23 protein-coding genes are annotated in these 26,193 nt (G+C 73.3%); 11 read left to right on the top strand and 12 right to left on the bottom strand.

The window, feature by feature from the left end:
* The first annotated feature begins 45 nt into the window (after positions 1 to 45).
* The gene (locus ACWCV9_RS11415) at positions 46 to 1,185 is read left to right on the top strand and encodes an acyl-CoA dehydrogenase family protein (protein WP_450785793.1); all 1,140 of its coding nucleotides are present in this window, start codon (positions 46 to 48) and stop codon (positions 1,183 to 1,185) included.
* Complete coding sequence (locus ACWCV9_RS11410) at positions 1,185 to 2,153, top strand: acyl-CoA dehydrogenase family protein (protein WP_450785706.1); 969 nt, start codon at positions 1,185 to 1,187, stop codon at positions 2,151 to 2,153. The genes ACWCV9_RS11415 and ACWCV9_RS11410 overlap by 1 nt, the downstream gene beginning before the upstream one ends.
* Before the next feature lie 112 nt (positions 2,154 to 2,265).
* Here the strand turns inward: ACWCV9_RS11410 and ACWCV9_RS11405 are convergent, their stop codons facing one another.
* From ACWCV9_RS11405 to ACWCV9_RS11395, 3 genes are all read right to left on the bottom strand, one after another.
* Positions 2,266 to 3,729: a glutamate synthase subunit beta gene (locus tag ACWCV9_RS11405; protein WP_450785704.1), complete on the bottom strand. Its 1,464-nt coding sequence runs from the start codon at positions 3,727 to 3,729 to the stop codon at positions 2,266 to 2,268.
* Positions 3,722 to 8,314, bottom strand: coding sequence for a glutamate synthase large subunit (gene gltB / locus ACWCV9_RS11400; protein ID WP_450785703.1), 4,593 nt, complete (start codon positions 8,312 to 8,314; stop codon positions 3,722 to 3,724). The genes ACWCV9_RS11405 and gltB overlap by 8 nt, the downstream gene beginning before the upstream one ends.
* A gap of 452 nt (positions 8,315 to 8,766) precedes the next feature.
* On the bottom strand, positions 8,767 to 9,498 hold the full coding sequence (locus ACWCV9_RS11395) for a VIT1/CCC1 transporter family protein (RefSeq protein ID WP_450785701.1): 732 nt from the start codon (positions 9,496 to 9,498) through the stop codon (positions 8,767 to 8,769).
* 282 nt (positions 9,499 to 9,780) lie between these two features.
* On the opposite strand from ACWCV9_RS11395, the gene ACWCV9_RS11390 reads away from it, so the two are divergent.
* From ACWCV9_RS11390 to ACWCV9_RS11355, 8 genes are read left to right on the top strand one after another with little or no spacing between them, the layout of a single operon-like run.
* Positions 9,781 to 10,977, top strand: a complete 1,197-nt coding sequence (locus ACWCV9_RS11390) for an ADP-ribosylglycohydrolase family protein (RefSeq protein ID WP_450785700.1) — start codon at positions 9,781 to 9,783, stop codon at positions 10,975 to 10,977.
* Positions 10,974 to 11,114 (top strand): hypothetical protein, encoded by a 141-nt coding sequence (locus ACWCV9_RS11385; protein WP_450785699.1) that lies wholly within the window; start codon positions 10,974 to 10,976, stop codon positions 11,112 to 11,114. The genes ACWCV9_RS11390 and ACWCV9_RS11385 overlap by 4 nt, the downstream gene beginning before the upstream one ends.
* Positions 11,111 to 12,256, top strand: a complete 1,146-nt coding sequence (locus ACWCV9_RS11380) for an ADP-ribosylglycohydrolase family protein (RefSeq protein ID WP_450785698.1) — start codon at positions 11,111 to 11,113, stop codon at positions 12,254 to 12,256. The genes ACWCV9_RS11385 and ACWCV9_RS11380 overlap by 4 nt, the downstream gene beginning before the upstream one ends.
* 8 nt (positions 12,257 to 12,264) lie before the next feature.
* A complete protein-coding gene (locus ACWCV9_RS11375) occupies positions 12,265 to 13,488 on the top strand; it encodes an ADP-ribosylglycohydrolase family protein (RefSeq protein ID WP_450785697.1) in 1,224 nt (407 codons plus the stop codon).
* Positions 13,476 to 14,837 (top strand): ADP-ribosylglycohydrolase family protein, encoded by a 1,362-nt coding sequence (locus ACWCV9_RS11370; protein ID WP_450785696.1) that lies wholly within the window; start codon positions 13,476 to 13,478, stop codon positions 14,835 to 14,837. Before ACWCV9_RS11375 ends, ACWCV9_RS11370 begins: the two co-directional genes overlap by 13 nt.
* Positions 14,834 to 15,727 (top strand): ribokinase, encoded by an 894-nt coding sequence (gene rbsK / locus ACWCV9_RS11365; RefSeq protein ID WP_450785694.1) that lies wholly within the window; start codon positions 14,834 to 14,836, stop codon positions 15,725 to 15,727. Before ACWCV9_RS11370 ends, rbsK begins: the two co-directional genes overlap by 4 nt.
* Positions 15,724 to 16,923, top strand: coding sequence for a CaiB/BaiF CoA transferase family protein (locus tag ACWCV9_RS11360; protein WP_450785692.1), 1,200 nt, complete (start codon positions 15,724 to 15,726; stop codon positions 16,921 to 16,923). Before rbsK ends, ACWCV9_RS11360 begins: the two co-directional genes overlap by 4 nt.
* Positions 16,920 to 17,732, top strand: coding sequence for an HpcH/HpaI aldolase/citrate lyase family protein (locus ACWCV9_RS11355; RefSeq protein WP_450785690.1), 813 nt, complete (start codon positions 16,920 to 16,922; stop codon positions 17,730 to 17,732). Before ACWCV9_RS11360 ends, ACWCV9_RS11355 begins: the two co-directional genes overlap by 4 nt.
* A gap of 72 nt (positions 17,733 to 17,804) precedes the next feature.
* Here ACWCV9_RS11355 and lgt read toward each other — a convergent pair whose 3' ends face one another.
* The 9 genes from lgt to ACWCV9_RS11310 form a co-directional block, all read right to left on the bottom strand.
* Positions 17,805 to 18,794, bottom strand: coding sequence for a prolipoprotein diacylglyceryl transferase (gene lgt, locus ACWCV9_RS11350; protein WP_450785688.1), 990 nt, complete (start codon positions 18,792 to 18,794; stop codon positions 17,805 to 17,807).
* An 82-nt stretch (positions 18,795 to 18,876) separates the two neighbouring features.
* A complete protein-coding gene (locus ACWCV9_RS11345; protein ID WP_450785687.1) occupies positions 18,877 to 19,653 on the bottom strand; it encodes a DsbA family protein in 777 nt (258 codons plus the stop codon).
* Positions 19,654 to 19,742: 89 nt separating this feature from the next.
* A complete protein-coding gene (gene trpA / locus ACWCV9_RS11340; protein WP_450785685.1) occupies positions 19,743 to 20,561 on the bottom strand; it encodes a tryptophan synthase subunit alpha in 819 nt (272 codons plus the stop codon).
* Positions 20,558 to 21,841 (bottom strand): tryptophan synthase subunit beta, encoded by a 1,284-nt coding sequence (gene trpB / locus ACWCV9_RS11335; protein WP_450785683.1) that lies wholly within the window; start codon positions 21,839 to 21,841, stop codon positions 20,558 to 20,560. Before trpB ends, trpA begins: the two co-directional genes overlap by 4 nt.
* A gap of 135 nt (positions 21,842 to 21,976) precedes the next feature.
* Positions 21,977 to 22,144 (bottom strand): tryptophan biosynthesis modulator TrpM, encoded by a 168-nt coding sequence (gene trpM, locus ACWCV9_RS11330; protein WP_385843897.1) that lies wholly within the window; start codon positions 22,142 to 22,144, stop codon positions 21,977 to 21,979.
* 21 nt (positions 22,145 to 22,165) lie between these two features.
* The gene (gene trpC, locus ACWCV9_RS11325; RefSeq protein ID WP_385843899.1) at positions 22,166 to 22,975 is read right to left on the bottom strand and encodes an indole-3-glycerol phosphate synthase TrpC; all 810 of its coding nucleotides are present in this window, start codon (positions 22,973 to 22,975) and stop codon (positions 22,166 to 22,168) included.
* Between the two features lie 134 nt (positions 22,976 to 23,109).
* Positions 23,110 to 23,484 carry a DUF2752 domain-containing protein gene (locus ACWCV9_RS11320; protein WP_450785791.1) on the bottom strand — a complete coding sequence of 125 codons (375 nt, stop codon included), beginning with the start codon at positions 23,482 to 23,484 and terminating at the stop codon, positions 23,110 to 23,112.
* 214 nt (positions 23,485 to 23,698) lie between these two features.
* Complete coding sequence (locus ACWCV9_RS11315) at positions 23,699 to 23,959, bottom strand: HGxxPAAW family protein (RefSeq protein ID WP_450785681.1); 261 nt, start codon at positions 23,957 to 23,959, stop codon at positions 23,699 to 23,701.
* Between the two features lie 119 nt (positions 23,960 to 24,078).
* Positions 24,079 to 24,717, bottom strand: a complete 639-nt coding sequence (locus tag ACWCV9_RS11310) for a TIGR02234 family membrane protein (protein WP_450785680.1) — start codon at positions 24,715 to 24,717, stop codon at positions 24,079 to 24,081.
* A gap of 264 nt (positions 24,718 to 24,981) precedes the next feature.
* Here ACWCV9_RS11310 and ACWCV9_RS11305 point away from each other — a divergent pair, with 264 nt between their 5' ends.
* Positions 24,982 to 26,193: a S53 family peptidase gene (locus tag ACWCV9_RS11305; protein WP_450785679.1), complete on the top strand. Its 1,212-nt coding sequence runs from the start codon at positions 24,982 to 24,984 to the stop codon at positions 26,191 to 26,193.

The following is a 26,193-nucleotide window of genomic DNA, read 5'->3' as shown; positions in this document are numbered from 1 at the left end:
GCTAACCTACCAAACACTTGTTAGGGAAGGACGGTGACGGGGACCGTGGACCTGACCCACTCGAAGGCCGACGAGGAGTTCCGTGCCGAGGCGCGGGCCTGGCTGGCCGCCCATGTGCCGCGCACCCCGCTGCCGTCCCTGGAGACGGCGGAGGGTTTCGCCGCCCATCGCGCCTGGGAGGCCGAACTGGCCGCGGACCGCTGGTCGGTGGTGTCGTGGCCGGAGCGGTACGGCGGGCGGGACGCCGGGCTGCTGCGCTGGCTGGTCTTCGAGGAGGAGTACTGGTCGGCGGGCGCGCCGGGCCGGGTCGGCCAGAACGGCGTCAGCCTGCTCGCGCCGACCCTCTTCGACCACGGCACCCAGGAGCAGCGCGCGCGGGTGCTGCCGCCGATGGCCACCGGCGAGGTCGTCTGGGCCCAGGCCTGGTCGGAGCCCGGGGCCGGCTCGGATCTGGCCGCGCTTCGCTCAAGGGCCGTACGGACGGCGGGCGGCTGGCTGCTCAGCGGGCAGAAGACCTGGTCGTCGCGGGCGGCCTTCGCCGACCGGGCCTTCGGGCTGTTCCGCAGCGAGCCGCGGGCCGGCAAGCCGCACCAGGGGCTGACCTATCTGATGTTCGACCTGCGCTCCCCCGGTGTCACCGTCCGCCCGGTCGCCCGTCTCGACGGGAAGCCGGCCTTCGCCGAGCTGTTCCTGGACGAGGTGTTCGTGCCGGACGAGGACGTGATCGGCGAGCCCGGCGAGGGCTGGCGGATAGCGATGTCCACGGCGGGCAACGAACGCGGCCTCACCCTGCGCTCCCCGGGCCGCTATCTGGCGGCGGCGGACCGGCTGCTCGGCCTCTGGCGGGCGCGCGGCCGCCCGGAGCACCTGCGGCAGCGGGTGGCCGACGCCCTGGTCGGCGCCCGCGCCTACCAGCTGTTCACCTACGCGGCCGCCTGCCGCTTCCTGGACGGCGCCCGGCTCGGCCCGGAGTCCAGCATGAACAAGGTGTTCTGGTCCGAGCTGGACCTCGCGCTGCACGAGACGGCGCTCGATCTGCTGGACGGGGAGGGCGAGTTCGCGGACACGGCCTGGGCGGAGGGCTATGTCTTCGCGCTCGCCGGGCCCATCTACGCGGGCACGAACGAGATCCAGCGCGACATCATCGCCGAGCGGCTGCTCGGCCTGCCGAAGGGACGCCGCTGATGCGCTTCCTCCTCGACACCGAGCAGCGCGCCTTCGCGGCCACCCTGGACCGGATGCTGACGGCCGCGGACACCCCGGCGGTGATCCGCGACTGGAGCCGCGGCGACCAGGCACGCGGGCGTGCGCTGTGGGCGCGGCTCGCCGAGGCGGGGGTGTTCGCTCTCGCGGTGCCACAGGAGTACGGCGGTCTGGGCCGGCGCCCGGTGGACCTGGCGGTCGCCTTCACGGAGCTGGGGCGCCACGCGGTCCCGGGCCCGCTGGCGGAGACGGTCGCGGCGGCCGTGCTCCTCACCGGTCCCGGCACGGCCGGGCGGTTCCTGCCCGGGCTCGCGGCAGGGACGGAGATGGCGACGGTGGCGGCGACCGGCGGATACGCGCTGGACGGCGACGCGGCCACGCTCCGGCTGCTGCCCACCCCCGAGGGGCTGCGGCTGTCCACCGCCGCAGGGCCGGTCCGCCGCAGCCTCGACCCGGCCCGCCGGCACACCCCGCTGGCCCCGGACGGCGAGCTGCTCACCGCCGGGCCGCCCCCTCCGGACGCCCTGGTCTGGACCCGGCTGGCCACCGCCGCCCAGGCCCTCGGCACCGGACTGGCACTGCTGGACCGGACCGTCGCCCATGTGCGCCGGCGCACCCAGTTCGGCGTGCCCGTGGGCTCCTTCCAGGCGGTCAAGCACCGGTTGGCGGACGCCAGGACCGCCCTGGAGTTCGCCCGCCCCCTGGTCTTCGGCGCGGCGGTGTCGCTGCGCCCGGCGGACGTGGCCGCGGCCAAGCTGGCGGCCTGCGAGGCGGCGTACACCACGGCCCGTACGGCGCTGCATCTGCATGGCGCGATCGGCTACACGGCGGAGTACGACCTGTCGCTGTGGCTGACCCGGGCCCGCGCCCTGCGCTCGGCGTGGGGCACCCCCGAGGAGTGCCGGGCGGTGTTCCTCGACGACGCGCTCGGCAGAACGGCGGGCGGGTGAGCGAGGGGTGCGGACATGCGACGACGCCTGCCCGGGCGTCCGGTCGGGGACAGTTGGGCAGGCGCCGTTCGGTGTTCCGCACGCCGTTGTGCGGGACGTCTCAGGGGTGCCGTCAGACCGCCAGGGCGCGGTCCGTCGGGCGGATCGGGGCCGGCAGGTCGCTGGCACCGGTCAGGTAGCGGTCGACCCCGCGGGCGGCCGAGCGGCCTTCCGCGATCGCCCACACGATCAGGGACTGGCCGCGGCCGGCGTCACCGGCGACGAACACACCCGGCACGTTGGTCTGGAAGTCGGCGTCGCGGGCGATGTTACCGCGTTCGTCGAGGTCTAGACCAAACTGGTCCACCAGGCCGTTCTCCCGGTCGGTGCCGGTGAAGCCCATGGCGAGGGTGACCAGCTGGGCGGGGATCTTGCGCTCGGTGCCCGGCTTCGGGGTCAGCTTGCCGTCGACGAACTCCACCTCGGTGAGGTGCAGCCACTGGACGTTGCCGTCCTCGTCGCCCTCGAAGTGGGTGGTGGAGACCGAGTAGACGCGCTCGCCGCCCTCCTCGTGGGCGCTGGTCACCTTGTAGAGCATCGGGAAGGTCGGCCACGGCTGGCTGGCCGGGTTCCGCTCCTCGTTCGGGCGGGGCATGATCTCCAGCTGGGTGACGGAGGCCGCGCCCTGCCGGTGGGCGGTGCCCACGCAGTCCGCGCCGGTGTCACCGCCGCCGATCACGACGACGTGCTTGCCCTCGGCGGAGATGGGCGCGGTGACGTAGTCGCCCTCCTGCACCTTGTTCGCCAGGGGCAGGTACTCCATCGCCTGGTAGATGCCCTTGAGCTCGCGGCCCGGCACCGGCAGGTCACGGGCGGTCGTGGCGCCGGCGGCGATGACGATCGCGTCGTACCGCTTCTTCAGGTCGCGCGCGTTGATGTCGCGGCCGATCTCCACCCCGGTCCGGAAGCGGGTGCCCTCCGCGCGCATCTGCTCGATACGGCGGTTGATGTGCCGCTTCTCCATCTTGAACTCGGGGATGCCGTAGCGGAGGAGGCCTCCGATGCGGTCCGCGCGCTCGTAGACGGCGACCGTGTGGCCGGCCCGGGTCAGCTGCTGGGCGGCGGCGAGACCCGCCGGGCCCGAGCCGATGACCGCGACCGTCTTGCCGGACAGGCGCTCGGGGATCTGCGGGGCGACGTCCCCGGTCTCCCACGCCTTGTCGATGATCGAGACCTCGACGTTCTTGATGGTGACCGGCGGCTGGTTGATGCCGAGCACACACGCCGACTCACAAGGGGCCGGGCAGAGGCGACCGGTGAACTCCGGGAAGTTGTTGGTCGCGTGCAGCCGCTCCTGGGCGGCCGCCCAGTCCTCGCGGTAGGCGTAGTCGTTCCACTCGGGGATCAGGTTCCCCAGCGGACAGCCGTTGTGGCAGAACGGGATGCCGCAGTCCATGCACCGGCTGGCCTGCTTGCTGATGATCGGCAGCAGCGAGCCGGGGACGTAGACCTCGTTCCAGTCCTTGACGCGCTCGGCGACGGGACGGGTCTTGGCGACCTCACGGCCGTGGTTCAGGAAGCCCTTCGGGTCAGCCATTGATCGCCGCCTCCATCATCTTCTCGGTGATCTCGGTCTCCGACAGACCGGCTCGCTCGGCGGCGTCCTTGGCGGCGAGCACTGCCTTGTACGTGCTGGGGATGATCTTGCTGAACCGCTGCACGGCCGTGTCCCAGTCGGCGAGCAGCTTCTCGGCGACCGTCGAGCCGGTCTCCTCGGCGTGGCGGCGCACCACGTCGTGCAGCCACTGCTTGTCGGTGTCGTCCAGCGCCTCGACCGCGTCGGCGTTGCCGGCGTTGACGTTGTCCGGGTCCAGGTCGATGACGTAGGCGATACCGCCGGACATGCCCGCCGCGAAGTTGCGGCCGGTCGGGCCGAGGACGACCGCGTGGCCACCGGTCATGTACTCGCAGCCGTGGTCGCCCACGCCCTCGGAGACGACCAGCGCGCCGGAGTTGCGGACGCAGAAGCGCTCACCGGTGCGGCCGCGCAGGAACAGCTCGCCGCCGGTCGCGCCGTAGCCGATGGTGTTGCCCGCGATGACCGAGTACTCGGCGAGGTGGTCGGCGGCCCGGTCCGGGCGGACGATGACACGGCCGCCCGAGAGGCCCTTGCCGACGTAGTCGTTGGCGTCGCCCTCCAGGCGCAGCGTGACACCGCGCGGCAGGAAGGCGCCGAAGGACTGGCCGGCCGAACCGGTGAAGGTGATGTCGATGGTGTCGTCGGGCAGGCCCGCACCGCCGAACTTCTTCGTCACCTCGTGGCCGAGCATGGTGCCGACCGTGCGGTTGATGTTGCGGATGGCGACCTGGGCGCGCACCGGCTGGGCCTCGGTGGCGTCGCCGGCGGCGAGGGCGTCGGCGGCGAGCTTGATCAGCTCGTTGTCCAGCGCCTTCTCCAGGCCGTGGTCCTGCTCGACCACCTGGTGGCGCACCGCGCCCTCGGGCAGCGACGGCACGTGGAACAGCGGCTCCAGGTCCAGGCCCTGCGCCTTCCAGTGGTCGACGGCACGGGCGACGTCGAGCGCCTCGGCGTGGCCGACGGCCTCCTCGATGGAGCGGAAGCCCAGCTCGGCGAGGATCTCGCGGACCTCCTGCGCGATGAACTGGAAGAAGTTCACCACGTACTCGGCCTTGCCGGCGAAGCGGTCGCGCAGCACCGGGTTCTGGGTGGCGATGCCGACCGGGCAGGTGTCCAGGTGGCAGACGCGCATCATCACGCAGCCGGAGACGACGAGCGGAGCGGTCGCGAAACCGAACTCCTCGGCGCCGAGCAGCGCGGCGATGACCACGTCACGGCCGGTCTTCAGCTGGCCGTCGGTCTGCACGACGATACGGTCGCGCAGGCCGTTGAGCAGCAGGGTCTGCTGGGTCTCGGCGAGGCCCAGCTCCCAGGGACCGCCGGCGTGCTTCAGCGAGGTGAGCGGCGAGGCGCCCGTACCGCCGTCGTGGCCGGAGATCAGGACGACGTCCGCGTGCGCCTTGGACACACCGGCCGCGACCGTGCCGACGCCGACCTCGGAGACCAGCTTCACGTGAATCCGCGCCTGCGGGTTCGCGTTCTTCAGGTCGTGGATCAGCTGGGCCAGGTCCTCGATGGAGTAGATGTCGTGGTGCGGCGGCGGCGAGATCAGGCCGACGCCCGGCGTCGAGTGACGCGTCTTGGCGACCCACGGGTAGACCTTGTGGCCGGGCAGCTGGCCGCCCTCGCCGGGCTTGGCGCCCTGGGCCATCTTGATCTGGATGTCGTCCGCGTTGACCAGGTACTCGGAGGTGACGCCGAAGCGGCCGGAGGCGACCTGCTTGATCGCCGAGCGGCGCGCCGGGTCGTACAGGCGCTCCGGGTCCTCGCCGCCCTCACCGGTGTTGGACTTGCCGCCCAGCTGGTTCATGGCGATGGCGAGGGTCTCGTGCGCCTCCTTGGAGATGGAGCCGTACGACATGGCGCCGGTGGAGAAGCGCTTGACGATCTCGGAGACCGGCTCGACCTCGTCGACGGGGATCGGCGCGCGGTCGGACTTGAAGCCGAAGAGCCCGCGGAGCGTCATGAGCCGCTCGGACTGCTCGTTCACGCGCTCCGTGTACTTCTTGAAGATGTCGTAGCGGCCGCTGCGCGTGGAGTGCTGGAGGCGGAAGACCGTCTCCGGGTCGAACAGGTGCGGCTCGCCCTCGCGGCGCCACTGGTACTCGCCGCCGATGTCCAGCGCGCGGTGCGCCGGGGCGATGCCGGAGGCCGGGTAGGCCTTGGCGTGCCGGGCGGCGACCTCCTGGGCGATGACGTCGATGCCGACGCCGCCGATCTTGGTGGCGGTGCCGTTGAAGTACTTCTCCACGAAGGCCTCGTCCAGGCCGACGGCCTCGAAGACCTGGGCGCCGCGGTAGGAGGCGACGGTGGAGATGCCCATCTTCGACATGACCTTCAGCACGCCCTTGCCGAGGGCGTAGATCAGGTTCTTGATGGCCTGCTCCGGCTCGATGCCGTCGATGAAGGTGCCCGCGCGCAGCAGGTCCTCGACCGACTCCATGGCCAGGTACGGGTTGACGGCGGCGGCGCCGTAGCCGATCAGCAGGGCGACGTGGTGGACCTCGCGGACGTCGCCGGCCTCGACCAGCAGGCCCACGTGGGTGCGCTGCTTGGTGCGGATGAGGTGGTGGTGGACGGCCGCGGTGAGCAGCAGCGACGGGATCGGCGCGTGCTCGGCGTCGGAGTGGCGGTCGGACAGGACGATCAGCCGGGCGCCGTTCTCGATGGCGGCGTCGGCCTCGGCGCAGATCTCCTCGATCCGCGCGGCGAGGGAGTCGCCGCCGCCGCTCACCCGGTACAGACCGGACAGGGTCGCGGCCTTGAAGCCGGGCATGTCGCCGTCGGCGTTGATGTGGATGAGCTTGGCCAGCTCGTCGTTGTCGATGACCGGGAAGGGCAGCACGACGGACCGGCAGGAGGCGGCGGTCGGCTCGAGCAGGTTGCCCTCCGGGCCCAGCGAGCTGCGCAGCGAGGTGACCAGTTCCTCGCGGATCGCGTCCAGCGGCGGGTTGGTGACCTGCGCGAACAGCTGGGTGAAGTAGTCGAAGAGCAGGCGCGGGCGCTCGGACAGGGCCGCGATCGGCGAGTCCGTGCCCATGGAGCCGATCGGCTCGGCGCCGGTGCGGGCCATCGGGGCGAGGATGACGCGCAGCTCTTCCTCGGTGTAGCCGAAGGTCTGCTGGCGGCGGGTGACCGAGGCGTGGGTGTGCACGATGTGCTCGCGCTCGGGCAGGTCGCTCAGCTCGATCTCGCCGGTCTCCAGCCACTCGGCGTACGGCTGCTCGGCGGCGAGGGCCGCCTTGATCTCGTCGTCCTCGATGATGCGGTGCTCGGCGGTGTCGACGAGGAACATCTTGCCGGGCTGGAGGCGGCCCTTGCGGACGACCTTGGCCGGGTCGATGTCGAGGACGCCGACCTCGGAGCCGAGCACGACGAGGCCGTCGTCGGTGACCCAGTAGCGGCCGGGGCGCAGACCGTTGCGGTCGAGCACGGCGCCGACCTGGGTGCCGTCGGTGAAGGTGACACAGGCCGGGCCGTCCCAGGGCTCCATCATCGTGGAGTGGAAGCCGTAGAAGGCGCGCCGGGCGGGGTCCATGGAGTCGTGGTTCTCCCACGCCTCCGGGATCATCATCAGCACGGAGTGCGGCAGCGACCGGCCGCCCAGGTGCAGCAGCTCCAGCACCTCGTCGAAGGAGGCGGAGTCGGAGGCGTCCGGGGTGCAGACCGGGAAGATGCGCGAGAGGTCGCCGTCGCCGAACAGGTCGGAGGCCAGCTGCGACTCGCGGGCGACCATCCAGTTGCGGTTGCCCTTGACGGTGTTGATCTCACCGTTGTGGGCGACGAAGCGGTACGGGTGCGCGAGCGGCCACGACGGGAAGGTGTTCGTGGAGAAGCGCGAGTGGACGAGCGCGATCGCGGAGCCGAAGCGGCGGTCGGACAGGTCGGGGAAGAAGGGCTCCAGCTGGCCGGTGGTCAGCATGCCCTTGTACACGATCGTGCGCGCGGAGAGCGACGGGAAGTAGACACCGGCCTCGCGCTCGGCGCGCTTGCGCAGCACGAAGGCCTTGCGGTCCAGCGCGATGCCCTCGCTGGCGCGGTCGGTGACGAAGATCTGCCGGAAGGCCGGCATGGTGGAGCGGGCGGTGGCGCCGAGCAGCTCCGGGGCGACCGGGACCTCGCGCCAGCCGAGGACCGTCAGGCCCTCCTCGGCCGCGATCGTCTCGATCTTCGAGACGGCGTCCGCGATGCCGTCCTCCGGCAGGAAGGCGATGCCTACCGCGTAGGAGCCGGCGGCGGGAAGGTCGAATCCGGCCACCTCACGGAAGAAGGCGTCCGGCACCTGACAGAGGATGCCCGCGCCGTCGCCCGAGTCGGGCTCGGAGCCGGTGGCACCGCGGTGCTCCAGGTTGCGCAGCACGGTGAGTGCCTGCTCGACCAGCGTGTGGGACGCCTCGCCGGTAAGGGTGGCGACGAAACCGACGCCACAGGCGTCGCGTTCGTTGCGGGGGTCGTACATACCCTGCGCAGCAGGGCGAGCATCCATGAACGACCAGTTCTGGCCATTCGCGGAGTGCTGGGACGGCTGGCGCGGCGTACGCATCGGCTCTCCCGTCGTCGTCATGAGGCATGTGGCAGGTGCCGAGGGACGACGTTGGCCCTCTGCGTGAGATGCAAAATTTCGTGCAGGTTACATGATGGGGCGGTTCTCGGGAAGCGGGATACTCCGTTCCACCATGTGGACACCACGGGGTCCGTGGCCGGTGCCGCGCGGGGCGGCGGGGGTGCCGCGCGAGGCGGCAGGGCGCCGCACGGGGCGGCTGTGTGCCGCGCGGTGGCGGCGGACGTCAAGAGGGGACCGCTGCGGACGAGATCGGTCGGATCGGTGTCCGTCGGCGGCCCGGAAGGGGGCGGGGGGGAGCGTCGTCGGCTCACCCCGCGAGGGTGCGGCGGGCGTCATTGCCCACAGCGCTTACGGCTCATGCCCGGTGGTCACGCAGTCGAAACCAGCGAGTAACGGCTATTTATGCGGCCCAACGCATAAGTACCGGACGCTTATCCTACGGCCGTTCCGAACAGGCCGCCCAGGGCGTACGTCACACCGGCCGCGGCACCGCCCAGCGCGAGCTGCCGCAGACCGCTGTACCACCAGGTCCGCGCGGTCACCTTGGCCACGACGGCACCGCAGGCGAACAGCCCCACGAGGGCGAGCAGCAGGGCGGGCCACAGGGCGGTCGCGCCGAGCAGGAACGGCAGTACGGGCAGCAGGGCGCCCAGGGCGAAGGAGCCGAACGACGACACGGCCGCGACCAGCGGCGACGGCAGATCGCTGGGGTCGATGCCCAGCTCCTCGCGGGCATGGATCTCCAGCGCCTGCTCGGGATCCTTGGACAGCTGCCGGGCCACCTCGCGGGCCAGCTGCGGCTCGACACCGCGGGAGACATAGAGGGCGGCCAGCTCGTCCTCCTCGTCTTGCGGGTGCTTGCGCAGCTCACGCCGCTCGACGTCGAGTTCGGCCTCGACGAGTTCGCGCTGCGAGGCGACCGAGGTGTACTCGCCGGCCGCCATGGAGAAGGCGCCGGCGGCGAGGCCGGCGAGCCCGGTGAGGACGATCGTCTGATGGCTCACCGCACCGCCGGCCACACCGGTCATCAGCGCGAGGTTGGAGACCAGGCCGTCCATCGCACCGAAGACGGCGGGCCGCAGCCAGCCACCGTTGACATCGCGGTGGGTGTGGTTGTCGCGGTGCGCCTCGTGCAGCGCGGCGGTGGTTTCGATGATGGCCATGCGGGCCCCCCGGGATAGCTTAGCCAAAGCTAACTTTGGACGAGTTCTACTTTTCGACTACAGGAAATCTACGCCGATCCGGTGCCCCCCGCCAGCAAGGAAAGGCTGGGCTAACCTGCGCTTTCTCCGTGGCGTGCGCATCGGAGCCCCCTGCTTCCCGGGTGCGCGAGCGGGTGAACCCGGCCCCTCGACCGGCTCGGTGCGAGGCCCCCCGGGGGACACATCCGCAAAGGGTTTCCCCGGCACGGGGTCCGCGCGGTGCCGCCCTCAAGGAGGCCGTCCATGGCATCGATCGCCTGCTTGCCCCCACTCCCCGCGCCCGGGGACGCCACCGATCTGCGCGCCCGGGCCCGTGGCGCCCTGCTGGGGCTGGCCGTGGGCGACGCGATGGGCGCCCCCGCCGAGAACCTCAGGCCCTCCGAGATCCGCGCCCGCTGGGGCCGCATCACCGGTTATGTCACCGAGGACCCCTGCGGCACGGACGACACCGAGTACGCGATCCTCTCCGGCCTGCTGCTGGCCCGGCACGGCTCGGCGCTCACCCCGGCCCATGTGGAGGCGGCCTGGCACGAGTGGATCGCCGACCGGGCCGAGGGTCCCTTCCGGGGCGCGGGCTTCAGCGAGCGCGGCACCCTGGAGAACCTGCGCCGGGGCCTGGCCGCGCCCATCTCCGCCCAGCACCGCCACCCCTGGAGCGACGGTCTGGCGATGCGCGCGGCGCCCTTCGGCGTCTTCGCCGCGGGACGCCCCGACGAGGCCGCCCGGCTCGCGGCGATCGACGGCTCGGTCAGCCACGAGGGCGAGGGCATCTACGGCGGCCAGGCGGTCGCCGCAGGGGTCGCGGCGGCGATGGCGGGGGCGCCGGTCCCGGTGGTGGTCGCCGCGGCGCTCGCGGTCGTCCCCGAGGATTCCTGGACGGCCCGTTCGCTGCGGCGAGCGGTGGCCGTGGCGCACCGCGGCGAACGGGCGGTGCGCTCGGCGGTCGTGATCGGCGGCTACCCGTGGACGGACCTGGCCCCGGAGGCGGTCGCCCTGGCCTTCGGCGCGTACGCCACCGCCGACGGCGACTTCCGGCAGGCGGTGCTCACGGCCGTCAACATGGGCCGGGACGCCGACACGACGGCGGCGGTGGCGGGCGCCCTGTCCGGTGCGACCCAGGGCGTCTCGGCCATCCCCCCGGACTGGGCCCGCCCCATCGGCCCGTCCCGCGGCCGCTGCCTGCCCGCCATGGCGGGCCGCCACATCCTGGACATCGCCGAACTGCTGGTACCCGGGGCACGGGAGCACCCTCGGCCACCCGGGGAGCGGGAGCCTCGGCCACCGGAGGAGCGGGAACACCTTCGGCCACCCGACGAGCCGGAACGCCGGCGGCCCCCCGGGCCCCTTACGACCGGACACCGGCCGACCGGGCTCGGTGGGGCGAACCCCCTGGTCGGGGTCGGCCCGTCCGGGGAGCACGACAGCGAGGGACGGCCATGAAGCCCCACACGATCAAAAGCCCCTTGGCCGGGCTCGGCACGGGCCACACCACCGGCCGGCCCACCCACCCCGGCAACACCGGCCCCCAGCCCGGACTCGGCCAGGCCGCAGAGCCCAACAGCAAGGCACAGCCATGAAGCCCCGCAGGATCGAGGGCCTCCTGCTCGGGCTCGCCGCGGGCGATGCCGCCGGCTGGCCCTCGGCCCGGCACCGCGCCACCCGGATGCCCGAATGGACCCGTCGGCTCACCCGCGAACTGGACACCTTCGCCGAGCAGAACGCGACGACCACCCTGCCCGTGCCGATCGCCCTGAACCAGCCCCCCGAGCCGCTCCGCCTCGGCCCGTCCGACGACGCCGAATGGGCCGTGTTCGCCGCGGAAGCGGTGCTGCGGGCCGGGGACGCCGACGCCTTCGGCGCCCCCGGTGGCCTCGGTGATCCGGGCGACCTGGGCCGGGAGCGCCGGATGCGCGCCGCGATCGACCTCACCTGGACCGCCGTCGCCGCGGAGGTCGCCGCCGCGGCGGAACGCGCCCCCGAGGTCGAGTCCGCCGTACTCCCGCTGCGCGCCCGCATCTCCGTCCGCGCCGGCCTGGGCAACCTCGCCGCCGGGCTGCGCCCGCCCGCCACCGGCCACGACAACCCGCACTACTTCGACGACGCGGCCTGCGTGCGCGCCTGTGTGCTCGCGGTGGCCCACCCCGGCGACCCGGGGCGCGCCGCCGCCCTCGCCGAGTTCGACGCCCGTTACACCCAGGACGGCGACGGCGTGCACGGCGCCCGGGCGATGGCCGCGGCGCTCTCCCTCGCCCTCGCCGGCGCGGAACCGGACACCTGTGTGACCGGAGCGCTCGCCGAACTCCCCGCGGACACCGAGATCGGCCGCAACACCCGCCACGCGCTCGCCCTCGCCGAGGACACGGAGTCCGCCTTCGCCCTCGTACCGCTCCTGGAGCACCAGATCGTCGACCACGTGTACAGCTACGGCGTCGCCGCCGCCGAGACCGTCCCGGTGGCGCTCGCGCTGGCCACCGCGGCGCACGGCCGGATCGCCGAGGCCGTGCCCGCCGCCGCCTGTCTCTCCCGGGTCGCCGACTCCGCGCCCGCCCTCGCGGGCGCCCTCACCGGCGCGCTCGGCGGCGGCGCGGCCGTCCCGCAGTCCTGGCGCGACGCCTGCCGCACCCTCTCGGGCTGCACCCTGCCCCGCCTCACCGGCACCGACCTGGTGGAACTCGCCGGACTCCTGGAAGCCGCACAACCGGCCCGTCCAGGGGGATGATTCGGGGCATGAGGCCCAAAGAGTGCGAAGAACTCGGAGCATGCGAGGACCCGGCAGGAGGTGAAAGGGCCGCACACCACGAGCCCTCCGCCCTGGAGGAGCGCGTCACCGCCGCCCTCGTCGGGGCCGCCGTGGGCGACGCCCTGGGCGGCCCGGTCGAGGGCTGGTCACCGGAGCAGATCGCCGAACGCCACGGCGGCCGCGTGCACGGCATCGTCGGCCCCTGGCACGGCGACGCCTGGCGCACCGCCCGCCCCCTCGCCCCCTTCCACAAGGGCGACGGCCATGTCACCGACGACACCCTGATGACCCATGCGCTGATCCGGGTCTACGACCGCGTCCGCGACCACCTCGACGCCTACGCGGTCGCCGACCACCTGGTCCCGGACCTGATGACCACCCCGCGCTGGATCCCGGAGCTGGAGGCCGAGACCCTGCCCCTGCACCGCCTCTTCCTCGCCGAGAAGTGGCTGGTGACCAGGATCGCCTACGGCCACGCCGACCCCCGGGAAGCGGGCGTCGGCAACATCGTCAACTGCGGCGCCGCGATGTACATGGCCCCCGTCGGACTGGTCAACGCGGCCGCCCCGGCCACCGCCTACGCCGAGGCGCTGGACATCGCCGGTGCGCACCAGTCGTCGTACGGCCGTGAGGCGGCCGGTGTCCTCGCGGCGGCGGTGGCGGCCGCGACCGCACCGGGTGCGAGCCCCGACTCGGTGGTGGCCGCCTGCCTCTCGCTGGCCAAGGACGGCACCCGCACGGCCATCGAGAAGGTCTGCGAAGTGGCCTGCCGGCACAGCGACTTCGAGTCGGCGCTGCGGCCGCTGCGCGCGGCGGTCGCGCCGTACGACACGGTCGGCCCGGACTACCGCGCCCCCTCCCTGGCCGCCCGCCGCCCCTCCCGGCTGCACTCCATCGAGGAACTGCCCATCGCGCTGGGCATGCTGCTGGTCTCCGGCGGCGACTACCGGCACGCGGTCCTGGGCTCGGTCAACTACGGCCGTGACTGCGACTCGATCGCCACCATGGCCGGTGCCCTCGCGGGCGCGCTCGGCTCGCCCGTGCCCGAGGAGTGGGCGAAGACGGTGGCGGAGGCCAGCCGGCTGGACCTGTGGGCGCCGGCCCGCACCCTCGCCGAGGTCGCGCGGGAGGTCTTCCGCAAGGACGTGCGCCGGCGGCGCGCCCACGAGGAGGCGTTCGGCGCGCTGGGAGGGGACCGATGCTCCGACTGACCTGGGTCCAGCCGGAGGACCTGCTCGGCCATGAACTCCGCCAGGCCCGGCTGGACGGGCGGGAGCCCTCGGCGATCGAGGCGCGCTGGCGGGCGGCGGGCGGCACGGACGCCCCGGAGCGGGCGGGCGCCTCCGCGCATCGCGCCTCCCGCTATCTGCGGCTGCTGGCCGAGGACCTGCTGGACGAACTCGCCGATCTGCCCGGCACGCTGGCCGAGGACGAACCGACGGACCTGACGGCGATCAGGTCCCGCTGCCCCAACTGGCCCGCCGAACGGCTCGCCGCGGACCTCACCCCCGCCGCCCTGGAAGCCGCCTGGCTGGGCCGGGCCATCGGCTGCCTGCTCGGCAAACCGGTCGAGAAGCTCCCCCTGGACGCCATCCGCGCCCTCGCCGAGGCAGCCGGAAACCGGCCCCTGACCGGCTACTTCACCGCGGTGGGCGTCCCCGCGGAGCTGCTCGGCCGGCACCCCTGGAACCGCCGCTCGGCCGCCACCAGCCTCGCCGAGAACATCGACGGCATGCCCGAGGACGACGACCTCGACTACCCGCTCCTCAACCTGCTGCTCCTCCAGCGCCACGGGAAGGCCTTCACCACCACGGACGTGGCCCGCCTCTGGCTGGACGAGCTGCCCCCGGGCCGCACCTTCACCGCCGAACGCGTCACCCACCGCAACCTCCTCAGCGGCATCGAACCCCCGCACACGGCCCGCCACCGCAACCCGTTCCGGGAGTGGATCGGCGCCCTGATCCGCGCCGACATGCACGGCTGGACCCATCCGGGCGACCCGGCCGCCGCCGCGGAACAGGCCTATCGCGACGCGGTCCTGTCCCACACCGCCAACGGCGTCTACGCGGCCATGTTCACCGCCGCCGTGATCGCCACCGCCGCCACCGGCCGCCATGACGTGCACGCCTGTCTGCGCACCGGCCGCTCGGTGGTGCCGCCGCGCTCCCGGCTGGCGCGGGCGATCGACCACGCCCTCCGACTCGCCCGGGACACCGCCGACTTCGACGACGTGGTGGACGAACTCCACGCCGTGTACGGCCCGGACCACCACTGGGTGCACGCGATCCCCAACACCGCCCTGATCGCCGCCGCCCTCGCGCACGCGGACGGCGACTTCACCGGGTCCATCGGCCGTGCGGTGGCGGGCGGCTGGGACACCGACTCGGCCGGCGCCACGGCCGGTTCCGTCGCGGGACTGCTCGCCGGCCGCCCCGACGCCCTCCCCGAGCACTGGCGGGCCCCGCTGAAGAACCGGCTCGCCACCACCGTCGCCGACTTCGACGGCACCGGTTTCGACACCCTCGCCCACCTCACCCACCTGGAGGCGGTCCGCCCATGACCCACATCGCCGTCCTCGGCAGCACCAACATGGACCTCGTCACCTATGTCACGAAGGCCCCGCAGCGCGGGGAGACCGTGACCGGCCGGGAGTTCCGCACGATCCCCGGCGGCAAGGGCGCCAACCAGGCGATCGCCGCGGCCCGCGCCGGTGCCACCGTCTCGATGATCGGCGCGGTCGGCAACGACGCCTTCGGTGTGCGGCTGCGCGACACCCTCGAACACTCCGGGGTGGACACCGACTCCCTGCGCACCGTCGAGGGCGCCTCCGGCACCGCGCACATCGTGGTGGACGACGAGGGCGGCAACTCCATCGTCGTCATCCCGGGCGCGAACGGCACCGTCGACCACCTCTCCCCCGGCGACGAGGGCGTGATCGCCTCCGCCGACGCCCTGCTGCTTCAGCTGGAGATCCCCCTGGCGGCGGTCGTCGCGGGCGCCCAGGCCGCCCACCGGCACGGCGTCCGTACGGTCCTCACCCCGTCCCCGGCCCAGCCGCTGCCGCCCGAACTCCTCGCCTCGACCGACCTGTTGGTGCCCAACGAGTACGAGGCGGTCACCCTCACCGGCCGCACCGACCCGCGCGAGGCGGCGGCCGCGCTGCTGGAGCAGGTGCCGCAGGTCGTGGTCACGCTGGGCGCGACGGGCTGCCTCTACCTGGCCCGGGGCACCGAGCCGCTGGTGGTCCCCGCGCCACGGGTGAGCGCGGTCGACTCCACCGGCGCGGGCGACACCTTCGTGGGCGCGCTCGCGGTGGCCCTCGCCGAGGAGAAACCGGTACGCGAGGCGCTGTCCTGGGCGGCGGCCGCGGCGGCGATCTCGGTGCAGCGGGAGGGCGCGTCGGTGTCGATGCCGTACCGCCCGGAGATCGACGCGCAGTTCACCGCATGAGTACGACGCCCACACCGCCGCTGGCCGGCCTGCGGGTGCTGGACCTCGCGACCCTGTTCGCCGGTCCGCTGGCCGCCACGCTGCTCGGCGACTTCGGCGCCGAGGTGATCAAGGTCGAGCACCCCCGCACCCCCGACCCGTGCCGCGGGCACGGCCCGGCCAAGGACGGCATCGGCCTGTGGTGGAAGGTGCTCGGCCGCAACAAGCGGACCATCACCCTGGACCTGTCCACGCCGGGCGGCCGCTCCACCCTGCTCCGGCTCGCCGCGGACGCCGATGTGCTGGTCGAGAACTTCCGCCCCGGCACCCTGGAGAAGTGGGATCTGGGCTGGCCGGAGCTGTCGGCCGCCAACCCCCGGCTGGTGCTCGCCCGGGTCACCGCGTTCGGCCAGTTCGGCCCGTACGCCCACCGGCCCGGCTTCGGCACGCTCGCCGAGGCGGTGAGCGGCTTCGCCGCGCTCACCGGGGAACCGGACGCGCCCCCGACCCTGCCACCCTTCGGCCTCGCCGACTCCATCGCGGGCGTGACCTGCGCCTTCGCCGTGCTGACCGCGCTGGCCGCCCGGGAGCGCAGCGGCACCGGACAGGTGGTCGACCTGGCGCTCATCGAGCCGATCCTCGCCGCCCTCGGCCCGCACCCCACCTGGTACGACCAGCTCGGATACGTCCAGGAACGCACCGGGAACCGCTCCGCCAACAACGCCCCCCGCAACACCTACCGCACCGCCGACGGCACCTGGGTGGCGGTCTCCGCCTCCGCCCAGTCGGTCGCCGAGCGGGTGATGCACCTGGTGGGCCGCCCCGATCTGATCGCCGAACCCTGGTTCGCCACCGGCGCCGAGCGGGCCGCGCACGCCGACGTGCTGGACGAGGCGGTCGGCTCCTGGATCGCCGCCCGCTCCCGCGCCGAGGTGCTCGCGGCCTTCGAGAAGGCCGAGGCCGCGGCCGCCCCGGTCCAGGACGTCCGGGACATCCTGGCCGACCCCCAGTACCAGGCCCTGCACACGATCACCACGGTCGACGACCCCGAGCTGGGCCCGCTGCGCCTCCAGAACCTCCTCTTCCGGCTCTCCGCGACCCCCGGCGCGATCCGCTGGGCCGGCCGGCCGCACGGCGCCGACACGGACGCCGTCCTCACCGAGCTGGGCCTCGCCCCGGAGGACATCGCGGCCCTGCGCGCGGAGGGGGCCCTGTGACCCGGTTCCCGCTCACCTGGCTCTACGCCCCCGGCGACCGCCCACAGGTGGTGGCCAAGGCGCTGGCGGCGGGCGCCGACGTGGTGGTGATCGACCTGGAGGACGCGGTCGCCCCCGACCGCAAGGAGTACGCCCGCGCGGCCACCGCCGAGCGCTTGCGCACCCCCCAGCCGGTTCCGGTGCACGTCCGCGTCAACGCCCTGGACACCCCCTGGGCGGCCGCCGACCTCGCCGCCGTGGCCGCCCTGCCCGGGCTGGCCGGGCTGCGGCTGCCCAAGGTGACGACCGCGCAGGAGATCAGACGGGCCGCCTCGGTCACCCCCGTCCCCCTGTACGCCCTGCTGGAGACGGCCCTCGGCATCGAGCACGCCTTCACCATCGCCACCGCCCACCCGGCCCTGCGGGGCATCGCCCTCGGCGAGGCGGACCTCCGGGCCGACCTCGGGGTACGGGCCGACGCGGGCCTGGACTGGCCGCGCTCCCGGGTGATCGTCGCCGCCCGCGCGGCGGGCCTCGCCCCGCCCACGCAGTGCGTCCACCCCGACATCCGGGACCTGGACGGCCTCGCCGCGTCCTGCGCCCACGGACGCGCCCTCGGCTTCCTGGGCCGCGCCGCCATCCATCCGCGCCAGCTGCCGGTGATCGAACGGGCCTACCTGCCCACCCCGGCGGAACTCGAACACGCCGAGACGATCCTCAAGGCAGCCGCCCTGGAGGAGGGTGCCCAGGCGCTGCCCGACGGCCGCTTCATCGACGCGGCGGTGGTGGCGACGGCGCGGCGGACCCTGTCCCTGACCCACCGGCTCTGACCGCCCTTGGCGCCCGACGCACCGAGGGCGCCCGGAGCTTTCCGGGCGCCCTCGGTGTCGTACCGGCAGCGGTCAGCTCTTCTTGCCCGCCGACTCCGCCTCGTCCTTCGTCTCCTTGGCCTCGGCCGCAGGCTCGGTCTCCCCGGCCACGGGCTCGGCCTCCTGCTCCGCCTCGGCGGCGGCTTCCGGAGCCTCGGAGGCACTCTCGGCGGAGCCGTCCGGGACGCTGTGCGGCGCAGCTCCGGCGGCGGCCGGCTCCACGACCGCCTCGCGCCCCGGCCGCAGCTTCGCCGACACCACGATGTAGGTGACCGCCAGCAGGAACGCGATCAACGCGGTCCAGTCGTTGAGCCGGACGCCCAGGATGATGTGGGCGTAGTCGACCCGCATGTGCTCGATCCAGGCGCGGCCCACGCAGTACAGGGCGACGTACAGGGCGAAGGCCCGGCCGTGGCCCAGCTTGAAGCGGCGGTCGGCCCAGATCACGACGAGGGCGACACCGATGCACCACAGCGACTCGTAGAGGAAGGTCGGGTGGTAGTAGCCCGGCACCCGGCCGCCCTCGGAGGAGGTGATGTGCAGGGCCCAGGGAACATGGGTCTCCCGGCCGTACAGCTCCTGGTTGAACCAGTTGCCCCAGCGGCCGATGGCCTGCGCGATCGCGATGCCGGGCGCGATGGCGTCGGCGTACGCCGGCAGCGGGACGCCCCGGCGCCGCGCGCCGATCCAGGCGCCGAGCGCGCCGAGCGCGATCGCCCCCCAGATGCCGAGCCCGCCCTGCCACACCTTGAAGGCGTCCACCCAGTCACGGCCGGGGCTGAAGTACAGCTCGTAGTCCGTGATCACGTGGTAGAGCCGGCCGCCGACCAGGCCGAAGGGGACGGCCCACACCGCGATGTCGGCGACCGTACCGGCCTGCCCGCCGCGAGCGACCCAGCGCTTGTTGCCGAGCCAGACGGCGACGAAGACGCCGATGATGATGCAGAAGGCGTAGCCGCGCAGCGGGATGGGGCCGAGATACAGCACCCCGCGCGACGGGCTGGGAATGTAGGCAAGTTCCATGGCAGGTCCGACGCTACCGTGCCGGGTGGTGGGGACGGCAAGCAGCCCGGCTACGGGTCCATAACGGGCTGGCGGAAAACGCCTACCCCTGGTCGGCCGCCTCCACCATCTGCTTGAGCTTGGCCGGGGTCATCGTCTGGTCCTGGGCGAGGTTCTTCCCGCCGAACAGGACCGTGGGCGTGCCGGTGAAGCCGCCGGCCGCGAAGGCCTTGTGGGACTTGTTCACCCAGCTGTTGTGGGTGCCGTCCTTGACGCACGTCCGGAAGGCGGGCGTGTCCAGGCCCTTCACCTTGCCGGCGAGGTCGATCAGCCTGGCGTCGCTGCCGTAGGCGTCGTCGGTCTCCTTGGGCTGGTTCGCGTACAGCACGTCGTGGTAGTCGCGGAACTTACCGGCGTCCTGGGCGCAGGCGGCGGCGTTGGCCGCGCGCAGCGAGCCGGTGCCGCCGAGGTTGCCGTCGATCAGCCGGACCAGGTGGTACTCGATTCTGAGCTTGCCCGCGTCGACGAGTTCATGGAGGGTCGGCCGGTACACCGTCTCGAAGGCCTGGCAGGCCGGGCAGCGGAAGTCCTCCCAGACGGTGAGCGTCGACTTCGCGCTGTCCTTGCCGACCGGGATCGCGAGGCTGTCCTTGCCCTGCGCGCCGGAGGGCGCCACGGCCGGTCCCTCGCTCTTGCTGCTCTTCTCCTTGCCGGAGTTCGCGGCGATCACGCCGATCACCGCCGCGAGGCCGAGGACGCAGACGACGCTCGCGCCCACGATCAGCGCGCGCCGTCGCTTCTCCGCGGTCCTCTGCTTCTCACGCTCGACCGCCAGCCGCTCCCGGGCGGTGCGCTTTCCGTCACGGTTCTTCTCGCTCACACCCCCAGAACGAACCGGGGAGGCGCAGCGCGCCTCCCCGGCCCGAGGTCCACCCGTTCGAGTGACCAGGTTGTCCCGGTAGGGAGGGGTTACGCCTGTCCGCGCACGCCCTTCGCCAGCTCGCCGGCCAGTTCCCGCACCGCCTCCAGGCCCGCGGCCTGGTCCGGGGCGTCCAGCATCCGCTGTACGAACGCCGAGCCGACGATCACTCCGTCGGCGAAGCCGGCGACCTGCGCGGCCTGGGCCGGGGTGGAGACGCCGAGGCCGACGCAGACGGGCAGGCCGGTGCCGGTCGCCCGGGTGCGCTCGACCAGGGTCTGGGCCTGGGCCCCGACGGATTCCCGGGTGCCGGTGACACCCATCAGGGAGGCCGCGTAGACGAAGCCGCTGCCCGCCGCGGTGATCTCGGCGAGCCGCTCGTCCTTGCTGCTCGGCGCCACCACGAAGACGGTCGCGAGGCCGTGCTTCGCGGCGTGCTCCCGCCACAGCGCCGACTCCTGGACCGGCAGGTCGGGCAGGATGCAGCCCGCGCCGCCCGCCTCGGCCAGCTCGGCGGTGAACCGCTCGACGCCGTAGCGGTCGATGGGGTTCCAGTACGTCATGACGAGCACCGGCTTCCCGGTGGCCCGGTGGGCCTCCCGGACCGTGCGCATCACGTCGGCGATGCGGACGCCGCCGCGCAGGGCGATGTCGTCGGCGGTCTGGATGACCGGGCCGTCGAGGACGGGGTCGCTGTGCGGCAGCCCGACCTCCACCACATCGGCGCCGCCGTCGAAGACGGCCTTGATCGCCTCGATGCCGCCGTCCACGGTGGGGAACCCGGCCGGCAGGTAGGCGATGAGCGCGGACCGCCCCTCCGCCTTGGCGCCCGCGAGGGTGTCGGTCAGCAACTGGATGTTCCCGCTCACTTGGCGTCCCCCTCGATCTCGGCGGTGTCGGCTGCGTCGGCGGCCACCTCGGCGTCGGTGTCGTACAGGCCGAAGTAGCGGGCGGCGGTGTCCATGTCCTTGTCGCCGCGGCCGGAGAGGTTGACGACGATCAGGCCGTCCGGGCCCAGTTCCCGGCCGACCTCCAGGGCGCCGGCGAGGGCGTGGGCGCTCTCGATGGCCGGGATGATGCCCTCGGTCCGCGACAGCAGGCGCAGCGCCTGCATGGCGGCGTCGTCGGTGACCGCGCGGTACTCGCCGCGGCCGGAGTCCTTCAGATAGGAGTGCTCGGGCCCGATGCCCGGGTAGTCCAGGCCCGCCGAGATCGAATAGGGCTCGGTGATCTGGCCCTCGTCGTCCTGGAGCACGTACGACCGGGAGCCGTGCAGGATGCCGGGCTCGCCGGCGGTGAGGGTGGCCGCGTGCTCGCCGGTCTCGATGCCGTGCCCCGCGGGCTCGCAGCCGATGAGGCGGACGCCCTCGTCGGGGATGAAGGCGTGGAAGAGGCCGATGGCGTTGGAGCCGCCGCCGACGCAGGCGATGGCGGCGTCGGGCAGCCGGCCGGCGCGCTCCAGCAGCTGCCGCCGCGCCTCGACGCCGATGACCCGGTGGAAGTCCCGCACCATCGCCGGGAAGGGGTGCGGTCCGGCGACGGTCCCGAACAGGTAGTGGGTGTGGTCCACATTGGCGACCCAGTCGCGGAACGCCTCGTTGATGGCGTCCTTGAGGGTGCGGCTGCCGGACTTCACGGCGACGACCTCGGCGCCGAGCATGCGCATGCGGGCCACGTTCAGGGCCTGGCGCTGGGTGTCGATCTCGCCCATGTAGATGGTGCAGTCGAGGCCGAACAGGGCGCAGGCGGTGGCGGTGGCGACGCCGTGCTGCCCGGCGCCGGTCTCGGCGATGACCCGGGTCTTGCCCATCCGCCTGGTCAGCAGAGCCTGGCCGAGAACGTTGTTGATCTTGTGGGAGCCGGTGTGGTTGAGGTCTTCCCGCTTGAGGAAGATCCGGGCACCGCCGGCGTGCTCGGCGAACCGGGGCACCTCGGTCAGCGCGCTGGGCCGGCCGGTGTAGTGGACGAGCAGTTCGTCGAGCTCGCGGGCGAACTCCGGGTCGTGCTTGGCCTTCTCGTACTCGACGGCGACCTCGTCCACGGCGGCGACGAGGGCCTCCGGGATGAACTTGCCGCCGAACGCGCCGAAGTAGCCCTCGGCGCTGGGCACCTGACCCTCCGGGTCGGGGAAGAAGAAGTTGTTGGGCATGCCGAACCTCACGGTGAGTGCGTGGGAAAACACTGTTCGCCGTGGGGCGACGGGGTGGTCAGTCGACTGCGGACCGGCTGAGGCCGGTCGCGCCCGCGCGGCGGTGGCCGCACATCGAACAGAGCCCCGCGCCCCTCAGGTCGGCTGCTGCCATCGCATGCCGTTGACTTGCCCCGGCTCATCGCCGATGACGTACCGCACGCGGCGGCCGTGGACACGCCTCGCCGGGGCGCGGCAGCCCCTCGGGCGGCAGCCGCGCGCCAGGCGGGCGTACCGGTCCACGGTCGTCATGATGAGAGTCATCGGGATCAGCCTAGCGGGAGATCAGCTCCGGCCGTGCCGCAGTGCGGGGTGCTCGCCCGCGGCGACCAGGTCGGCGACGGCGGCCTTCGGGTCGCGGCCGGTCACCAGCGACTCGCCGACCAGCACCGCGTCGGCGCCCGCGTTGGCGTAGGCGATCAGGTCGTGGGGGCCGCGGACGCCGGACTCGGCGACCTTCACGATGCCGTCCGGGATCTCCGGCGCGACCCGCTCGAACGTGCCGCGGTCGACCTCCAGCGTCTTCAGGTTGCGCGCGTTGACACCGATGACCTTGGCTCCGGCGGCGACGGCCCGCTCGACCTCGTCCTCGTCGTGCACCTCGACCAGCGGGGTGAGGCCGATGGAGACGGCCCGCTCGATCAGCGACTCCAGGGCCGACTGCTCCAGGGCGGCGACGATCAGCAGCGCGAGGTCGGCGCCGTACGCCCGGGCCTCCCACAGCTGGTACGACGTGACGATGAAGTCCTTGCGCAGCACCGGGATGTCCACGCGCGCGCGGACGGCCTCGAGGTCGGCCAGCGAGCCGCCGAAGCGGCGCTGTTCGGTGAGGACGGAGATGACGGCCGCACCGCCCGCCTCGTAGTCCGCGGCGAGCCCGGCCGGGTCGGCGATCGCGGCCAGCGCGCCCTTGGAGGGACTGGACCGCTTGACCTCGCAGATGACCTTGACGCCGTCGCCCTTGAGCGCGGCCACCCCGTCCTTGGCGGGCCGGGCCTTGGCCGCACGCTCCTTGAGCTCGTCGAGGCTGACGCGTGCCTGCCGCTCCGCGAGGTCGGCACGGACTCCGTCGATGATCTCGTCGAGCACACTCACGCGAGCGGCCCCCTTCCAGACGGTGGTTCCTTCAGGTTTTGAATACCCGTGGTCACTGCGATGGTATCCGGAGGAACGCCGAGGCCTCGCATCCGGCGGACGGTGGTCCCACTACCTGGACGTTCCCCCATCGGTCAGGGATGCAGTCCGCTGCCGAGGGGGAGGTTGCGGACCACGGTGAAGACCAGCAGCAGCGCGCAGAGCGCCCACACCTGCGCCGGTCGCAGCCCCGGCCGGAAGGGCCGGCCGCGCACCGCGCGCACCACCCAGACGGCCCACAGCAGCGCGAAGGCCGGGTAGGCGGCCACGGCGAAGGCGTTGTCGTGCAGTGCGGCGGCCAGGTCGCCGTGGACGACGGCGTGCGCGCTGCGCAGTCCGCCGCAGCCGGGGCAGTACAGGCCGGTGAGCGCGTAGAGCGGGCAGACGGGGTAGTGGCCGGGCTCGTTCGGGTCGACGGCGCCGACGTACGCGGAGGCTCCGGCGACCGCGGCGAACAGGCCGGCCGGCACGGCGAGCCGGCGCCACGCGGAGTCGGGCGCCGGTGCCTGCGGGAGCGCCTCGGGGCCTTCGGGCGGGCGGGGCGGGGCCGTGCTGCTGTCGGCGGTCACGCCCGCATTCTGCCGTCCCCGCCCGCCCCTCGCACCCGGGAAGCGGCGAGGGGCGGCCGGGCACCGCCTGGGTGCCGGGCCGCCCCTCGGGGAAGCTCGCGGAAAAGCCGTCGGCTCAGCTCTCGGCAGCGACCGGCTCACGGCTCACGGCGGGCGCGCCGGCCACCACGAGGGGCTTGGGGTTCGAGCCGAGGCCCATGGCGCGCATGATGCCGCCGACCACCGCGCCACCCAGGATCAGCGCCATGCCGGCCCAGAAGCCGACGGGCTGGGCCATCACCGTGAAGGCGCCGGCGACGCAGAAACCGATGAAGGAAATGATGACACCGGTCCACGCGGCAGGGGTGTGACCGTGACCGTGGCTGCTACCCGCCATGACTTGCTCCTCGTTGCTGTGTACGTGTCGGCGTCCATTGTCCCGTACGCGCACGCGTGCCGGACGCGGGGGTGGCGTCTGGTTCGCCACACTCGCGCACGCCCTGCGGGTACCCCGGTTCAGGTGCCGGTCGGGTCCTCGCCCCGGTCCAGTGCCTTCCAGATCTCCTCGGGCCGCTCGGGGTCCACCGGGCGGGGGTTGCGGCGGGGCCGGCCGGTGCCGCGCTCGTAGCGGCCGGACATGGCGGGCCACAGGCTGCCGTAGCGCAGCGCGAGCAGGCCGGCGAGCAGGATCAGCAGGCCGCCGGCGGCCGCGACGTAGGGCCAGCCGGTGTGGCTGAGCGAGGCGACGGTGGCGGTGGTGTCGCCGCTCGCCTGGGCGGCCTTCTCGTCCAGCGCGGAGCCGTCGCCGGCGGCGACGAGGGCGGCGGCGGCGATCCCGGCGCCGGAGAGCGCGAGCAGCGCGGCGACGACCACGCGGCCGGCCCGGCGGACCGCGAAGACGGCGACGAGCGCGGCGAGGCCCACTATGGCGAGGGCCGCGGGGACGCCGGTGACATCGCTGCCCTTCGCGGTCAGCGGGAACGCGCCGCCGGCCACCGTCGCGGTGCCCTCGGCCCAGCGCTGCCGGGTGGCGAGCAGCGCGACGGCCGCGCCGAGCGCACCGCACAGCAGGGCCAGGGCGAGGCTCCGGCGGCCGGACCGGGCGGGCGCGGCGGCTTCGGTACGGGGGTGAGGTACGGCAGTCACGTACTCCACTATCGCCTGAACCCCGGAAGAGCCCGCACCCGGGTCCGTCAACCCATGAACCGCTCAGGTTTCTGTCATGGCACGCTCAGGAACGGCCCATGAATGCCCCAGGAACGGCAAAGGGACGTTCCGCCTTCAACAGGCGTCTTGTTGACGCGGTCCCGACATCCGTACGTTCTGCGCCACCCCGACACGACACCACGCGCCGGGGTGGCACCGCGCACCCCCCACAGCCCTTCCCTGGTTCACCCCACCTCGTGGATAGGACGTACGTTGCGCAGAACCGCATCCCTCACCGCCGTGGCCACGCTCGCCACGGCAGCCCTGGCCCTGGCCGCCCCGGTCGGCCAGGCCGCCACCTCCTCGTCCCACGGCGTCACCGTGGCGCACGCCTGCGCCGCGCCGACGAAGAAGGACGAGATGGCCTGCAAGGCCCTCCAGGTCACCTCGGGCACCCCGCTGTCGGCGCACGCCGAGAGCGCCCTGACCGCGGCCGCCACCCCCTCCGGCTACGGCCCCGCCTCGCTCCAGGCGGCGTACAACCTGCCCTCCGCGACCGGCGGCACGGGCCAGACGGTGGCGATCGTCGACGCCTACGACGACCCCAACGCCGAGGCCGACCTCGCCACCTACCGCGCCCAGTACGGCCTGTCGGCCTGCACCACGGCCAACGGCTGCTTCAAGAAGGTGGACCAGACCGGCGGCACCAAGTACCCGCGCGGCAACTCCGGCTGGGCCGAGGAGATATCGCTCGACCTGGACATGGTCAGCGCGGCCTGCCCGAACTGCAAGATCCTGCTGGTCGAGGCCAGCACCGCCAGCATGACCAACCTGGGCACCGGCGTGAACACCGCGGTCAAGCTGGGCGCGAAGTTCGTCTCCAACAGCTACGGCGGCAACGAGTCCTCCAGCGACGCGACGTACGACTCCACGTACTTCAACCACCCGGGCGTCGCCATCACCGTCTCCTCCGGTGACAACGGCTACGGCACCGAGTACCCGGCCGCCTCGCAGTACGTGACGGCGGTGGGCGGTACGTCCCTCAAGACGGCCTCCAACGCCCGTGGCTGGACCGACACGGTGTGGAGCGGCGCGGGCTCCGGCTGCTCCTCCTACGACGCCAAGCCGAGCTGGCAGAAGGACAGCGGCTGCGCCAAGCGCACGGTCGCGGACGTCTCGGCGGTCGCCGACCCGAACACCGGTGTCGCGGTGTACGACACCTACAGCCAGGGCACCGGCTGGATGGTCTTCGGCGGCACCAGCGCCTCCGCCCCGCTGATCGCGGCGACCTACGCGCTGGCCGGCGCCCCGTCCGGCGGCTCCTACCCGGCGTCGTTCCCCTACGCCCACGCCTCGGCGCTGAACGACGTCACCAGCGGCTCCAACGGCAGCTGCGGCGGCTCGTACCTGTGCACCGGCACCGCCGGGTACGACGGGCCGACGGGGCTCGGCACCCCGAACGGCACCGCCGCGTTCACCGGCTGA

Source organism: Streptomyces sp. NPDC001606 (assembly GCF_053596835.1).
This window is presented reverse-complemented; position numbering and strand designations above follow the sequence as displayed.

What these genes read in the sequence shown, in the direction of transcription:
- ACWCV9_RS11395 (WP_450785701.1), bottom strand. Translation starts at nt 9,498, where the DNA reads ATGGCCATCATCGAAACCACCGCCGCGCTGCACGAGGCGCACCGCGAC.
- ACWCV9_RS11370 (WP_450785696.1), top strand. Translation starts at nt 13,476, where the DNA reads ATGCTCCGACTGACCTGGGTCCAGCCGGAGGACCTGCTCGGCCATGAA.
- ACWCV9_RS11405 (WP_450785704.1), bottom strand. Translation starts at nt 3,729, where the DNA reads ATGGCTGACCCGAAGGGCTTCCTGAACCACGGCCGTGAGGTCGCCAAG.
- gltB (WP_450785703.1), bottom strand. Translation starts at nt 8,314, where the DNA reads ATGCGTACGCCGCGCCAGCCGTCCCAGCACTCCGCGAATGGCCAGAAC.
- lgt (WP_450785688.1), bottom strand. Translation starts at nt 18,794, where the DNA reads ATGGAACTTGCCTACATTCCCAGCCCGTCGCGCGGGGTGCTGTATCTC.
- ACWCV9_RS11360 (WP_450785692.1), top strand. Translation starts at nt 15,724, where the DNA reads ATGAGTACGACGCCCACACCGCCGCTGGCCGGCCTGCGGGTGCTGGAC.
- ACWCV9_RS11385 (WP_450785699.1), top strand. Translation starts at nt 10,974, where the DNA reads ATGAAGCCCCACACGATCAAAAGCCCCTTGGCCGGGCTCGGCACGGGC.
- trpB (WP_450785683.1), bottom strand. Translation starts at nt 21,841, where the DNA reads ATGCCCAACAACTTCTTCTTCCCCGACCCGGAGGGTCAGGTGCCCAGC.
- rbsK (WP_450785694.1), top strand. Translation starts at nt 14,834, where the DNA reads ATGACCCACATCGCCGTCCTCGGCAGCACCAACATGGACCTCGTCACC.
- ACWCV9_RS11380 (WP_450785698.1), top strand. Translation starts at nt 11,111, where the DNA reads ATGAAGCCCCGCAGGATCGAGGGCCTCCTGCTCGGGCTCGCCGCGGGC.
- ACWCV9_RS11375 (WP_450785697.1), top strand. Translation starts at nt 12,265, where the DNA reads ATGAGGCCCAAAGAGTGCGAAGAACTCGGAGCATGCGAGGACCCGGCA.
- ACWCV9_RS11390 (WP_450785700.1), top strand. Translation starts at nt 9,781, where the DNA reads ATGGCATCGATCGCCTGCTTGCCCCCACTCCCCGCGCCCGGGGACGCC.
- trpM (WP_385843897.1), bottom strand. Translation starts at nt 22,144, where the DNA reads ATGACTCTCATCATGACGACCGTGGACCGGTACGCCCGCCTGGCGCGC.
- ACWCV9_RS11315 (WP_450785681.1), bottom strand. Translation starts at nt 23,959, where the DNA reads ATGGCGGGTAGCAGCCACGGTCACGGTCACACCCCTGCCGCGTGGACC.
- ACWCV9_RS11410 (WP_450785706.1), top strand. Translation starts at nt 1,185, where the DNA reads ATGCGCTTCCTCCTCGACACCGAGCAGCGCGCCTTCGCGGCCACCCTG.